General features: G+C 64.8%; 12 protein-coding genes. 4 read left to right on the top strand and 8 right to left on the bottom strand.

Annotated elements, in window-relative coordinates; genetic code table 11:
• Positions 1–63 precede the first annotated feature (63 nt).
• The 5 genes from QX034_RS18335 to QX034_RS18315 form a co-directional block, all read right to left on the bottom strand.
• The gene (locus tag QX034_RS18335; protein WP_315701113.1) at positions 64–669 is read right to left on the bottom strand and encodes a K(+)-transporting ATPase subunit C; all 606 of its coding nucleotides are present in this window, start codon (positions 667–669) and stop codon (positions 64–66) included.
• Between the two features lie 192 nt (positions 670–861).
• Positions 862–2,976, bottom strand: coding sequence for a potassium-transporting ATPase subunit KdpB (kdpB, locus tag QX034_RS18330; protein WP_315730070.1), 2,115 nt, complete (start codon positions 2,974–2,976; stop codon positions 862–864).
• Positions 2,977–3,001: 25 nt separating this feature from the next.
• Positions 3,002–4,705 carry a potassium-transporting ATPase subunit KdpA gene (gene kdpA / locus QX034_RS18325; RefSeq protein WP_315701116.1) on the bottom strand — a complete coding sequence of 568 codons (1,704 nt, stop codon included), beginning with the start codon at positions 4,703–4,705 and terminating at the stop codon, positions 3,002–3,004.
• 34 nt (positions 4,706–4,739) lie between these two features.
• Positions 4,740–4,829 carry a K(+)-transporting ATPase subunit F gene (locus QX034_RS18320; RefSeq protein ID WP_315701117.1) on the bottom strand — a complete coding sequence of 30 codons (90 nt, stop codon included), beginning with the start codon at positions 4,827–4,829 and terminating at the stop codon, positions 4,740–4,742.
• Between the two features lie 12 nt (positions 4,830–4,841).
• Positions 4,842–4,964 carry a hypothetical protein gene (locus QX034_RS18315; protein ID WP_315701118.1) on the bottom strand — a complete coding sequence of 41 codons (123 nt, stop codon included), beginning with the start codon at positions 4,962–4,964 and terminating at the stop codon, positions 4,842–4,844.
• A 653-nt stretch (positions 4,965–5,617) separates the two neighbouring features.
• On the opposite strand from QX034_RS18315, the gene QX034_RS18310 reads away from it, so the two are divergent.
• From QX034_RS18310 to dapA, 4 genes are all read left to right on the top strand, one after another.
• Positions 5,618–6,334 (top strand): hypothetical protein, encoded by a 717-nt coding sequence (locus QX034_RS18310; RefSeq protein WP_316195654.1) that lies wholly within the window; start codon positions 5,618–5,620, stop codon positions 6,332–6,334.
• Positions 6,335–6,351: 17 nt separating this feature from the next.
• Positions 6,352–6,636, top strand: a complete 285-nt coding sequence (locus QX034_RS18305) for a hypothetical protein (protein WP_315701120.1) — start codon at positions 6,352–6,354, stop codon at positions 6,634–6,636.
• Positions 6,637–6,774: 138 nt separating this feature from the next.
• A complete protein-coding gene (locus QX034_RS18300; protein WP_315701121.1) occupies positions 6,775–7,050 on the top strand; it encodes a hypothetical protein in 276 nt (91 codons plus the stop codon).
• Positions 7,047–8,009, top strand: coding sequence for a 4-hydroxy-tetrahydrodipicolinate synthase (gene dapA / locus QX034_RS18295; RefSeq protein WP_315701122.1), 963 nt, complete (start codon positions 7,047–7,049; stop codon positions 8,007–8,009). Before QX034_RS18300 ends, dapA begins: the two co-directional genes overlap by 4 nt.
• 45 nt (positions 8,010–8,054) lie before the next feature.
• On the opposite strand, the gene QX034_RS18290 is transcribed toward dapA, so the two are convergent.
• From QX034_RS18290 to QX034_RS18280, 3 genes are all read right to left on the bottom strand, one after another.
• A complete protein-coding gene (locus tag QX034_RS18290) occupies positions 8,055–8,309 on the bottom strand; it encodes a hypothetical protein (RefSeq protein WP_315767226.1) in 255 nt (84 codons plus the stop codon).
• 138 nt (positions 8,310–8,447) lie between these two features.
• Positions 8,448–11,216 (bottom strand): formate dehydrogenase subunit alpha, encoded by a 2,769-nt coding sequence (gene fdhF / locus QX034_RS18285; protein WP_315701124.1) that lies wholly within the window; start codon positions 11,214–11,216, stop codon positions 8,448–8,450.
• Positions 11,213–12,916 (bottom strand): NADH-ubiquinone oxidoreductase-F iron-sulfur binding region domain-containing protein, encoded by a 1,704-nt coding sequence (locus QX034_RS18280; RefSeq protein ID WP_315728523.1) that lies wholly within the window; start codon positions 12,914–12,916, stop codon positions 11,213–11,215. The genes fdhF and QX034_RS18280 overlap by 4 nt, the downstream gene beginning before the upstream one ends.
• Between the last annotated feature and the right edge of the window lie 46 nt (positions 12,917–12,962).

Raw genomic sequence — 12,962 nt, 5'->3', positions numbered from 1 at the left:
ATTATAGATGAGCGCCCCGTCACGCCAAGCCCGACGCCTTGCGGCTCCTACGGTTCAGCCCAGTCATTTGGCCGCTGCGGTATCGAGAGCCAGGTTGAGCGCCAGCACGTTGACACGGGGCTCGCCGAGCAGGCCGAGGAAGCGGCCCTGCGTGTTCAGGACAACCAATGCGCGGACCTTGTCCTCGGGCAGGTTGCGCGCCTTCGCCACCCGCGGCACCTGGAAGAGCGCGGCGCCCGGCGAGACGTCCGGGTCCAACCCGCTCGCCGAGGTCGTGACGAGATCGACGGGCACGGCTTGCGACGGGTTCTCCGCCTTCAGCTTCTCGACATCGTCCTTGATGCGATCGGCCAGCGCCTTGCTGGTCGGCCCGAGATTGGAGCCGCCCGAATTGGCCGCGTTGTAGGGCGCCGGCACTGTCTTGGTCGAGTCGTTCGGGTCGGGCGCCGTCGTCGCCGACGGACGGCCGTGGAAATATTTGTCGTCCTTGAACTCCTGCCCGATCAGGGCTGAGCCGACCACCTGACCGTTGCGCATCATCAGGCTGCCGCCCGCCTGGGCCGGGAAGACCGCGCCGGCGATGCCGGTCATGGCGAGCGGATAGATCAGCCCGGTGATCAAGGTCAGCGCCAGCAGAACGAAAATGGCGGGACGGATTTCTCTGAGCATTGTCGTGTCTCCTATTTGTTTCCGTCATTGCGAGGCGCGAAGCGACGAAGCAATCCAGACCACCTGCTTCGTCATTCCGGGGCGATGCGCAGCATCGAACCCGGAATCTCGAGATTCCGGGCTCGCCTCTTCGAGGCGCCCCGGAATGACGGTGGACGTATTGATAGCTTCGCTCGCCATGACGGTTGTCGCTTAGGCTAAGTGCAAGGCGGTCACGATCAGGTCGATCGCCTTGATGCCGATGAAGGGAATGATGATGCCGCCTAACCCGTAGATCATCAGGTTGCGGCCGAGCAGCGCGCCGGCGCCGATGGCGCGGTAGGCGACGCCCTTCAGGGCCAGCGGGATCAGCGCGATGATGATCAGCGCGTTGAAGATGATCGCTGACAGGATCGCACTCTGCGGGCTCGCCAGATGCATGACATTGAGCACGTCGAGCTGCGGGTAGAACGCCAGGAACATCGCCGGGATGATCGCGAAATACTTGGCGACGTCGTTGGCGATCGAAAACGTCGTCAGTGCGCCGCGCGTCATCAGAAGCTGCTTGCCGATCTCGACCACCTCGATCAGCTTGGTCGGATTGGAATCGAGGTCGACCATGTTGCCGGCCTCGCGCGCGGCCTGCGTGCCGGTGTTCATGGCAACGCCGACATCGGCCTGCGCCAGTGCGGGTGCGTCGTTGGTGCCGTCGCCGCACATCGCCACCAGCTTGCCCTTGGCCTGCTCGTCACGGATCAGCCTCAGCTTGTCTTCAGGCGTTGCCTGCGCCAGGAAGTCGTCCACTCCGGCTTCGGCCGCGATGGCCGCTGCGGTCATCGGGTTATCGCCGGTGATCATGATTGTGCGGATGCCCATCCGGCGCAGTTCGGCGAAACGCTCGCGGATGCCGCCCTTGACGATGTCCTTGAGCTGCACGACCCCGAGCAGCCGGCCATCCCTGGCGACCGCCAGCGGCGTACCGCCGGTCTTGGCGATCTCGTCGGCGATCGCCTGCACCTCGCGCGCCACGTCCGAATTGGGCGTCGGCTGAATCGCCCGGACCGTATTGCCGGAGGCGAGCTGGGTCGCTCCGCCGCCGATATAGTTCAGGATCGCATCGACCGCGCCCTTGCGGACCGAGGAGCCGCCGGCATCGACGCCGCTCATGCGGGTCTGCGCCGTGAACGGCACGAAGGTGGCGCCGAGCTCGGCCATGTCGCGGCCACGGAAGCCATATTTCTCCTTGGCCAATACCACGATGGAGCGGCCCTCCGGCGTCTCATCGGCCAGCGAGGCGAGCTGAGCGGCGTCCGCCAGTTCCTGCTCGCCGACCCCGCGCACCGGACGGAAGGCGGTCGCCTGGCGGTTGCCGAGCGTGATCGTTCCGGTCTTGTCAAGCAGGAGCGTATCGACGTCACCGGCGGCTTCCACCGCGCGGCCCGACATGGCCAGCACGTTGAAGCGGACCAGGCGATCCATGCCGGCGATGCCGATCGCCGACAACAGCGCACCGATGGTGGTGGGGATCAGGGTGACGAACAACGCGACCAGCACCACCACCGAGATCGAGCCGCCCGCATAGGCGGCGTAGCTCGGGATCGTCACGGTGGCGAACACGAAGATGATGGTCAGCCCTGCCAGCAGGATGTTCAGCGCGATCTCGTTCGGCGTCTTCTGCCGCTCTGCGCCCTCGACCAGCCGGATCATGCGGTCGATGAAGGTCGAACCTTGCGCCGCCGTGATCTTGACCCGGATCCAGTCGGACAGCACCTGCGTGCCGCCGGTCACGGCCGAGCGATCGCCGCCGGATTCGCGGATCACGGGAGCCGACTCGCCGGTGATGGCGGCCTCGTTCACGGAGGCAACGCCTTCGATCACCTCGCCGTCCGACGGAATGGTATCGCCGGCTTCGACCAGCACGATGTCGCCGACCTTGAGGCTGGTGCCCGGTACCAGCCGATAGGTACGGTCGATGCCGGTCAAGAGCTTGGCCTGGCTCTCGGAGCGCGTCTTGCGCAGCGAGTCCGCCTGCGCCTTGCCGCGGCCCTCGGCCACGGCTTCCGCAAAATTGGCGAACAGCACCGTGAACCAGAGCCAGAGGATGATCTGGAAGGTGAAGCCGAGATTGGCTCCTCCGGTGACGAGATCGCGCAGGAAGATCACGGTGGTCAGCGCAGCCACGACCTCGACCACGAACATCACGGGGTTCTTGATCATGAGCCGGGGATCGAGCTTGGCGAACGCTGCAGCGAACGCCGGCGTCACGATTTTCGGATCCAGCATCGTGGCGACCGGCATCCGCTTGTTGGTCTTGTGAACAGCTTCCATGGAAGTCACTCCGAAAAGAGCCCGATCAGAATAAGGTGCCGGCGTTCATCGCGAGATGCTCGACGATCGGCCCGAGCGCCAGCGCCGGGAAGAAGGTCAGGCCGCCGATGATCAGAATGACGCCGACGACGAGGCCGACGAACAGGCCGCCGGTGGTCGGGAACGTCCCTGCCGAGGGCGGGATCGACTTCTTGCCCGCCAGCGAGCCGGCAATCGCCATTGCCGGGATGATCATGAAGAAGCGGCCGACGAACATCGCACTGGCAAGCGTCAGGTTGTAGAAGAAGGTGTTGCCTGTCAGACCGGCGAAAGCGGAACCGTTGTTGGCGGTCGCCGACGTGTAGGCATAGAGCACTTCAGTAAAGCCGTGCGGGCCGGCATTGGCCATCGATGCGACGGCTGACGGCAGCACCACGGCGACCGCGGACCAGCCGAGATACATCAAGGGCAGAACCAGGATCGCCAGCATCGCCATCTTCACTTCGCGCGCCTCGATCTTCTTGCCGACATATTCCGGCGTGCGACCGACCATCAGGCCCGCCACGAAGATCGCGAGCACCACGAACAGCAGCATGCCGTAGAGCCCAGCGCCGACGCCGCCGACGATGATCTCGCCGAGCTGCATGTTGATCAGCGGGATCATGCCGCCGAGCGCGGTGAAGCTGTCATGCATCGCATTGACTGCACCGCAGGATGCCGCCGTGGTGATGACGGCGAACAGCGAGGACGCAACGATGCCGAAGCGGACTTCCTTGCCTTCCATGTTGCCGCCGGTCAGTCCCAGCGCATCGAGCGTGGTGGTGCCGTTGGCCTCGGCCCAATAGGTCACGAACACGCCGGCGACGAACAGCACGCCCATGACGGCGAGGATGGCCCAGCCCTGGCGCTGGTTGCCGACCATGCGGCCGAACACGTTGGTCAGCGCCGCACCGAGCACGAAGATCGAGATCATCTGCACGAAGTTCGATAGTGCAGTCGGGTTTTCGAACGGATGCGCCGCATTGGCATTGAAGAAACCGCCGCCATTGGTGCCGAGCATCTTGATCGCGACCTGGGAGGCGACCGGGCCGACCGCGATGGTCTGCTTGGTGCCCTCGAGGGTGGTCGCCTCGACATAGTCGCCGAGTGTCTGCGGCATGCCCTGCCAGACCAGGAACAGTGTGTAGACGACACAGATCGGCAGCAGCACGTAGAGAGTGCAGCGCGTCACGTCGACCCAGAAATTGCCGACCGTGCGGGCGGAGGCCCGCGAAAAGCCGCGGATCAGCGCAATCGCCAAGACGATACCCGTCGCCGCCGACAAAAAGTTCTGATGGGTCAGGCCCAGCATCTGCACGAGATAGGAAACCGTGCTCTCGCCGCCGTAGTTCTGCCAGTTGGTGTTGGTGAGGAAGCTGATTGCGGTGTTGAACGACAGATCCTCGGCGACCGCCGACTGCCCCGCGGGATTGAACGGCAGGACGGCCTGCAGCCGCATCACGCCGTAGATGATCAGGAAGCCGCCGACGTGGAACAGCAGCATTGCGACTGTGTAGGTCAGCCAGTGCTGCTCGCGCCGCTCATCGACGCCGCTGATCCAGTAGATCGCGGACTCGACCGGGCGCAGCACCGGCGAGAGAAAGGTGCGCTCGCCCGAGAACACGCGGGTCATGTACCAGCCGAGCGGTTTTGTGAGCGCGATGACGATCGCGCAGTAAAGGAGGATTTGAATCCAGCCGATAGCGGTCATGGAAGGTGCCCTTGATTGCGCAGGTCGTAAGCGGTCAGAACCGCTCGGGCCGCAGCAGCGCGTAAGTGAGGTAAACGAGAAGGCCGAGCGAGACGGCGGCCGCAAGCGAATAGTCGAACATCATGGCTCGCCTCCTCTAAAGCCGCTCGCAGGCGTAGGTGTAGCCGATCGCCAGTGCGAACAGGCCGGCGGCAAGCGCCAGCATCAGAATGTCAAGCATGGTTTGCTCCAGGTCGTGCGCGGAATAGGCAGCGCACAAAGCTGCCCTGATCCGGACGAGCAGCGTTGCGATGGATCAATCGCGGGTCGCTTCTGCTACGCCCGGATCCGTCGCCCGGAAGTGCCATTGGAGACATAGGTTTTCGAGACGGTGCCCGCGGCAAACTTATAGGAATCTCATAAAGACGGTCGGCGCTTGGCTGACCTCGGTACCGCGTGCAGCCACACGCTCACCTTCTCGCGGCGCCAGGCGTCCGAGGTTTTGAGATGATCCCCCCTTGATTCAGAGGGAGCAGGGAATGCCGGGTGAAGGCCTCACCCATGGCCCGCCTGCAAAGAAAATAGCAGGCGGCAGTCACCACAGGTTCCGCCGATCAACCGGCATTCCCTGCGCGATGGTTTTAACGCTTATACGAGTTCTCCCCGGGGACCGGCTTTCTTGCCCCCGTCATCGGCACGATGCACTGAGCATCGCCGCCAACTTGGCGCCAGCACCGGGGCGCCAGGACGACACGACTTCACGTCCGCGATCCTTGCGCTCGTCTCATCGCAAGCAACCACGTCCACCGCATCCCGCCTCACGTTCGTGACGACGCGTACGCCCCTCCGACGAAACAGGACGAAACAAGCATAGCACATTTCCGAAAAAACGAAACAAGATTTATACTGGGAGAGCTGAACCGGAAGATCGGCTTGGAAACACCGCAGAAACCGGCTTTTTGGCGCGTGTGGGACCTAAAGCACAAGCGCCGCAAGTCACACGAAACCATAAGGGCCGACCGCCGCAGACCTCTAGCCTTCGCTGCGAACAACGCGTGGGAACGGATCACCTCTGCCCTCCTCTGCCTATGCGGCATTTATATCCGGCGCCCGGCGATCATCTCGTTTTCCTACGGCGATCTTGCCATGCTGCCGGGCGCAGTCCGAAGCGGGCTGCAGCAATATGACCTTCGGGACGACGTCATGTCGCTTGCGAGCAGATATCAGGAACTTGCCGGACATGATGTCGCCGCGACGACATCGGCCCTGATGGACGACATCCTCGGCAGCTCGAGGCGCGAGTCGCCTGCCCTGGAGCGTGACCATCGCAGAGCGCGGATCGAAGACCTGATGAGGTCGGGCGCCCGGATCGACGCCGCCCTCGAGCTGATCGCGCTGGAATTGCCGCAATGGCAGCTGCGCCGGATCGCCTACGACGCCGGCGAGTGGCATTGCGCATTGTCGCGCATGCGCGAGCTGCCCGACTGGCTCGACCGTTCGGTCGAGGGCCGGCATGCCGACCTCGCGCTGGCGGTTCTCGAGGCCTGTTTGGAGGCCCGCGGATCCAGCGAGCCGAGGAGCGCCCCGCATGTGCCACCTGCCGACGCAGGCGCTGCGACGATGCCCTTCTGCTGTGACAACTTCGCTTAGCGACCCCGGGGAAAGCAGTGGTGCCAACTGCAGACACATCGACCGAGCTTTCGCCGCTACGGGTCGTGCTTCGCTTCGTCGTACGAACCTCCATCCTGCTGGTCTTCGCCGCGTTCGGCACGATCAGCTTCGGCCGCAGCCTCGCTGCGCTGCTGTGGATGACGATCATCCTCTGCGCCGTGCTTGGCACGATGCGGCGCGAGCGCGTCTTCACCGCCGGGCTGAACCATTGGGATGAGATGGTTGCCTATACCGCACTCTATTGCGGCGTCATGGAATTGAACCAGCTGACGGCCTCCTGAGGCGCGCCCTATACGCGACGCTTATGACGTCGACCGTCGCGCCGTCTCGAATTCCTATCCACCCCCTTCGATATTTGAACGACCACAGCCACGGATCTCGCAAGGGATTCGCGCGCCGCAGCTGAAAGGACCATTTCCGTGAAATTCGTCGAACCTCCCTCGCACAATCAATCCGCTGCCGCCCTCGTCTTCATTGGCAGGAACAGGAGCGGCCAATGGGTCGCCCAGGAGCAGAACGGCCTCTATGGCGGCCTGTTCGTCAGCCGCGCCGAGGCCATGAAATATGCGCTGTTCGAGAACGGCCATCATCCCGAGACCATCGTCGAATTGCACCGCACGATCGAACTCGACACGCAAGGCCGGCTCGCGCCGATCGGAATGCTGTTCGGCGCCGGCAAACGGCCCGTCGCATGACGTCGCAAGTCACCAGCTATCGTTGGGGCGGCCATCCGGCCAGATGGCTGGCAGGCTATATTCCAGACATCCCGACGCCGTTCGATGCCGAGGGTACGGTCGACCTCGCGGCTCTCGGCAGGCTTTGCGAGCGGCAGATCGAGGCCGGCGCCCTCGCGATCGTGGTGTGCGATATCGTCGGCGAAGCCGCGACACTCACTCCCGCCGAACGCGACGCGATCATCCGCACGGCCGTCGAGGCCTCGCGCAAGCGCGTCCATGTCATCGCCGGCGCCGGCTCGAACTCCACCGGCCTTGCGGTGGAAAACACAAAGCAGGCCGCCGCCGCAGGCGCGGACGCAATCCTCTCGGTGGTGCCTTACTACAACAGGCCCATGCAGGAAGGACTTGACGCGCATTTCCGCGCCGTGGCCGCAGCCACAGCACTGCCGATCATCCTGCACGACTGTCCCGCGCGAACCGCGCGCGGGCTGTCCGACGACACGCTGGCCCGGCTCGCGCAGTCCAGCCAGTTCGTCGGCCTGCGAGACGGCACCGGGGATATCATGCGTACGGCGCGGCTGCGTTCGCTGCTCCCGGCCGGCTTCCGGCTCCTATCCGGCGATGATGCAACGGCCCTGCCGTTCATCGCCGCAGGCGGCGACGGCTGCATCTCCCAGGTCATGAACATTGCGCCACATCAATGCGCCGCGATGCTTGCGTATGGTCAGCGGGCGCGCTGGCGCGCGGCACGACGGCTGTATCGGCAGATGCTGCCGATGGTCGAAGCTCTTGCAAGCGATACGCCCGCGGCGCTCAAATATGCTTTGAGCCTGCAAGACCTGATGCGCCCGGATGTGCGGCTGCCGCTGGTCGCGTTGGATGAGGAGGCCAAGACCACCGTGGCCAAGGCGAACGCCTTGCTTCTCTCTCAGGAGATCGCCGACGCGCCTGCCTGCAATATCCGCGCGCAGGCTTAAACCAGAATTGCGATGCGCCCGGATATCCCGGGCGCATCGATCACTTCAGAAATCCCATTTGTCAGAGAGGATCAGCGGCACCTGAGGCTGCCGGATCGGATCAGGGACAATCGAGGGCGCGCCGGCAGGGCTGCCGCGCAACATCAGCTCGTTGCGCAGCCGCCGGATCTTCGCCGCGGCAATCGCCGCATGGATCGTTCTGAAGGCGGCGCGAATCCGGCTGATGGTACGAGCGAGCGGCGCCGCACTGCCCTTGCCGAAGCCGCGCGCGGTACCGACGTGCAGATCGATCGAAGTCATGGCCAGTCTCCTGACGCCGGCGCATAACGACGTGCCAGCAGAGAGGAACGATGGACATGATCGGCGTAGGAATGCGAGACGGCGTCCGGCCGTCCCTCATAGGAAACTCATAAGCGCTGCCTGCGCGCGCCCGGCGGGCTACTCCGCGGCCGCGTTGCGCAGCTCGGCGCGCGCGACGCGGACCGCGCAGAACTTGAACTCCGGGATCTTGCCGAACGGATCGAGCGCGGGATTGGTGAGGAGATTGGCGGCGGCTTCCGCATAGCAGAACGGCATGAACACCATGTTCTCGGGCACGTCGCGGTCGGAGCGCACCTTGACCTCGACCGCGCCGCGGCGGGTCTCCAGCCGGATGAAATCGCCCGGCACCACCTGCAGGCGCCGCATGTCCTTCGGCGACATGAAGGCGACCGCCTCCGGCTCGATCTGGTCGAGCACGTTGGAGCGGCGCGTCATCGATCCGGTGTGCCAATGCTCGAGCACGCGCCCGGTCGACAGCACCATCGGGTACTCGTCGTCGGGCACCTCGTCCGGCGGGATGATGTGCGCCGGCACGATCTTGCCGCGGCCGCTTTCGGTCGGGAAGCCGGTGGTGAAGATGATCTCGTTGCCGGGCTTGTTCGGATCGTCGGCCGGATAGGTCACCGCGCCCTCGCGCACCAGCCGCTCCCAGGTGATGTTCTTCAACGACGGCATCAGCTCGGCCATCTCGGCGAACACCTCACCGGGTCCGGAATAGTTCCACGGCAGACCCATCCGCTTGCCGATCTCCTGGATGATCCAGAGATCCTGACGGGCATCACCCGGCGGCTTGATCACCTCGCGCGCCAGCTGCACGCGGCGATCAGTGTTGGTGAAGGAGCCGGATTTCTCCGCGAAGGCAGATGCCGGCAGGATCACATCGGCATGGAAAGCAGTCTCAGTGACGAACAGGTCCTGCACCACGAGATGGTCGAGCTTCGCCAGCGCCTCGCGGGCGTGCTGCAGGTCGGGATCCGACATCGCCGGATTTTCGCCCTCGATATACATGCCATGGATTTCGCCGGCGTGGATCGCGTTCATGATCTCGACCACGGTGAGCCCGCGCACGGGGTCGAGCTCCTGTCCCCATAGCTTTTCGAAGGCGCCGCGCAGGTCGGCGCGGCCGACTGGCTGATAGTCCGGAAAGAACATCGGGATCAGGCCAGCGTCCGATGCGCCCTGCACGTTGTTCTGCCCGCGCAGCGGATGCAGACCGGTACCGGGACGGCCGACCTGGCCGGTGATCAGCGCCAGCGCGATCAAGCAGCGCGCATTGTCGGTGCCGTGGACATGCTGGCTGATGCCCATGCCCCAGAAGATGATCGAGGATTTGGCAGTGGCGTAGGCCCGTGCGACCTCGCGCAGCGTTTCCGCGGGAATGCCGCAGACCGGAGCCATGCGCTCGGGGGTGAACTCCTGGATTTTCGCCTTCAGCTCGTCATAGCCTTCGGTGTAGCCCGCGATGTACTGCTCGTCGGTCAGGCCCTCCGTGATGATGGTGTTGATCATCGCGTTCAGCATCGCGACGTCGCTGCCCGGCTTGAAGGCGAGATGCTTGGTGGCATGGCGCGACAGCACCTGCCGCCGCGGATCCATGACGTAGAGCTTGGCGCCGCGCTTGGCCGCGTTCTTGATATAGGTCGCGGCGACCGGATGGTTCACGGTCGGGTTCGCGCCGATCACCCAGATCACCTCGGCATCGGCGGCGGCCGCAAACGGCGCCGACACTGCGCCGGAGCTCAGACCTTCGAACAGCGCGGCGACCGAGGAGGCATGGCAGAGCCGCGTGCAGTGGTCGACATTGTTGGAGCCGAAACCCGTGCGCACGAGCTTCTGGAACAGATAGGCTTCCTCATTGGAGCCCTTGGCCGAGCCGAAGCCGGCCAGCGCCTTTGCTCCCCTCTCGTCGCGGATCTTGACGAGACCCTTGGCGGCGATATCGAGCGCTTCGTCCCAGCTCGCCTCGCGGAAATGCGTGAACGGATTGGCCGGATCGACCTGGTCGTTGGCGTCCTTCTTGGCGTTCGGCAGCCGCACCAAGGGCTTGGTCAGCCGGTGCGGATGGTGGATGTAGTCGAAACCGAAGCGGCCCTTGACGCAGAGCCGGTTGTGATTGGCCGGACCGTCGCGCCCTTCCGCATAGATCACCTTCTCGTCCTTGACCTGATAGGTGACCTGGCAGCCGACACCGCAGAACGGGCACAGCGAATCGACCTTGCGATCGGCATAGGTGACGCGGGTCTGCTTGTCGTCCAGCATCACGGCCGGCATCAGCGCGCCGGTCGGGCAGGCCTGCACGCATTCGCCGCAGGCGACGCAGGTGGATTCGCCCATCGGATCGTCGAAATCGAACACGATCTTGGCGTCGGCATTGCGATAGGCCATGCCGATGACGTCGTTGACCTGCACTTCGCGGCAGGCGCGCACGCACAAGCCGCACTGGATGCAGGCATCGAGATTGACGCGCATCGCCGGATGGCTCGGGTCGGCCTGCCACCGCTCCACGGAGGGGAAGCGGCTCTCGGTGACGCCGGTCTTTTCCGCCCAATGCCAGAACTTGGAATCCGGATCGTGCGAGGTCTCGCGCGCCGGCTGGTCGGCGACCAGCAACTCCATCACCATCTTCTGCGCGGCAACGGCACGGCTGCTCGCCGTCTTCACCTTCATGCCGACGGTCGGCGTGCGCTTGCAGGAGGCGGCGAGCACGCGCTCGCCTTCGATCTCCACCATGCAGGCGCGGCAATTGCCGTCTGGGCGATAATCCGGCGCCGGCGAGTAGCAGAGATGCGGGATCTCCTTGCCCTGACGCTGCGCGACCTGCCAGATCGTCTCGCCAGGTTTGGCTTCGACGTTGACGCCATCGAGCTCGAACAGAATCGCGGTCATTCGGCTGCGTCCTTGAATTCGTCGGGGAAGTATTTGATCACCGAGGTCAGCGGGTTCGAGGCGGCCTGGCCGAGCCCGCAAATCGAAGCATCGCGCATCGCCTGGCTCAATTCGTCGAGCAGAGCCCGGTTCCAGACCGGCTGTTGCATCAATAGCGCCGCCTTCTGGGTGCCGACCCGGCACGGCGTGCACTGGCCGCAGCTCTCATCCTCGAAGAACTTCATCAGGTTCAGCGCGGCTGCCCGCACGCTGTCGTGCTGCGACAGGATGATCACCGCGGCCGAACCGATGAAGCAGCCATATTTCTCCAGCGTGCCGAAATCGAGCGGGATGTCGTCCATCGATGCGGGGAGGATGCCGCCGGAGGCGCCGCCCGGCAGATAGGCGTAGAAGCTGTGGCCGTCGGCCATGCCGCCGCAGAACTCATCGATCAGCTCGCGCACGGTGATGCCGGCCGGCGCCAGCTTGACGCCGGGATTCTTGACGCGCCCCGACACCGAATAGCTGCGCAGTCCCTTGCGGCCGTTGCGGCCATGGCTGGTCCACCAGCCCGCGCCCTTCTCGACGAGGTCGCGCACCCACCACAAGGTCTCGATATTGTTGATCAGGGTCGGCAGACCGAACAGGCCGACCTGGAACGGGTAAGGCGGCTTGTGCCGCGGCAGGCCGCGCTTGCCCTCGATGCTCTCCAGCAGCGAGGATTCCTCGCCGCAGATATAGGCGCCGGCGCCGCGGCGCAGATGCAGCACCGGGCCGCCCGGCGGCAGCTTGGCAATCTCCCGCGCGAGGATCTCGCGTGCCGCCGGATACTCGTCGCGGATGTAGATGTAGACCTCGCCCGCCTCGACGATATGGGCGCCGATCAGGGTGCCTTCGAGGAAGCGGTGCGGATCGCTGTTGAGATAGTGCCGGTCCTTGAAGGTGCCCGGCTCGCCCTCGTCGCCATTGACCGCCATCAGCCGCGGTCCAGGCTCGCCGAGCACCGCGCGCCATTTGCGCCCCGTCGGGAAGCCAGCACCGCCGAGCCCACGCAGGCTGGCATCATCCAGCACCTTCAGGATGTCATCGCGGCTGACGCGGCCGGCGCGCAGGTCGTTCAGCAACTTGTAGCCGCCGCCAGCGACATAGGCTCCGTAGTCGATATAGTCGGGGATATGCGGGTGACTGTCGTCGCGGGCGGCGGTCGCCAGCACCTCGGCCGGCGTGGCCTGGTGCACGAAATGATGCCCGACCTCGGCCACCGGCGCGCAGTCGCACAGGCCAACGCAGGGTGCGCGCACGACGCGGATACCGGGACCGGCCTGGGCCTGGAGATCGGCCAGCAGCTGCTCGCCGCCCATCATGGCGCAGCTCAAGGAATCGCAAACTCGGACCGTGAGCGGCGGCAGGTTCGGCTCGCCTTCCTTCACCACGTCGAAATGCGCATAGAAGGTCGCGGTCTCGAACACTTCGGCAAAGGACAGCTTCATCTCGTCGGCGAGGGCGGCCAGATGCGCCGCCGAAATCTGACGATACGTGTCCTGGATCAGGTGCAGGTGCTCGATCAGAAGATCGCGCCGGCGCGGGCGTTCGCCGAGCAACTCCACGATCTCATGCGCGGCGGTGGGATCGACCTGCCGGCCTTTCGGCGTGGCCTTGGCTCGCCGGCGGCCCTCTCCTGGATGGTCGAAGGCACGAACTTGATGCACATCGTGAGCCATTAGCGCTTCATTCCCTGAAATCTTTAGGCCACTCTAATCCCTGGCA

Origin of the sequence: Bradyrhizobium sp. SZCCHNR3119 (assembly GCF_032487775.1) — a bacterium.
In the GTDB taxonomy this organism is placed as follows: Bacteria; Pseudomonadota; Alphaproteobacteria; order Rhizobiales; family Xanthobacteraceae; genus Bradyrhizobium.
The sequence above is the reverse complement of the archived record's forward strand: the minus strand, read 5'-3'. Positions and strand labels throughout refer to the sequence as shown.

What these genes read in the sequence shown, in the direction of transcription:
- QX034_RS18335 (WP_315701113.1), bottom strand. Translation starts at nt 669, where the DNA reads ATGCTCAGAGAAATCCGTCCCGCCATTTTCGTTCTGCTGGCGCTGACC.
- kdpB (WP_315730070.1), bottom strand. Translation starts at nt 2,976, where the DNA reads ATGGAAGCTGTTCACAAGACCAACAAGCGGATGCCGGTCGCCACGATG.
- kdpA (WP_315701116.1), bottom strand. Translation starts at nt 4,705, where the DNA reads ATGACCGCTATCGGCTGGATTCAAATCCTCCTTTACTGCGCGATCGTC.
- QX034_RS18320 (WP_315701117.1), bottom strand. Translation starts at nt 4,829, where the DNA reads ATGATGTTCGACTATTCGCTTGCGGCCGCCGTCTCGCTCGGCCTTCTC.
- dapA (WP_315701122.1), top strand. Translation starts at nt 7,047, where the DNA reads ATGACGTCGCAAGTCACCAGCTATCGTTGGGGCGGCCATCCGGCCAGA.
- QX034_RS18290 (WP_315767226.1), bottom strand. Translation starts at nt 8,309, where the DNA reads ATGACTTCGATCGATCTGCACGTCGGTACCGCGCGCGGCTTCGGCAAG.
- fdhF (WP_315701124.1), bottom strand. Translation starts at nt 11,216, where the DNA reads ATGACCGCGATTCTGTTCGAGCTCGATGGCGTCAACGTCGAAGCCAAA.
- QX034_RS18280 (WP_315728523.1), bottom strand. Translation starts at nt 12,916, where the DNA reads ATGGCTCACGATGTGCATCAAGTTCGTGCCTTCGACCATCCAGGAGAG.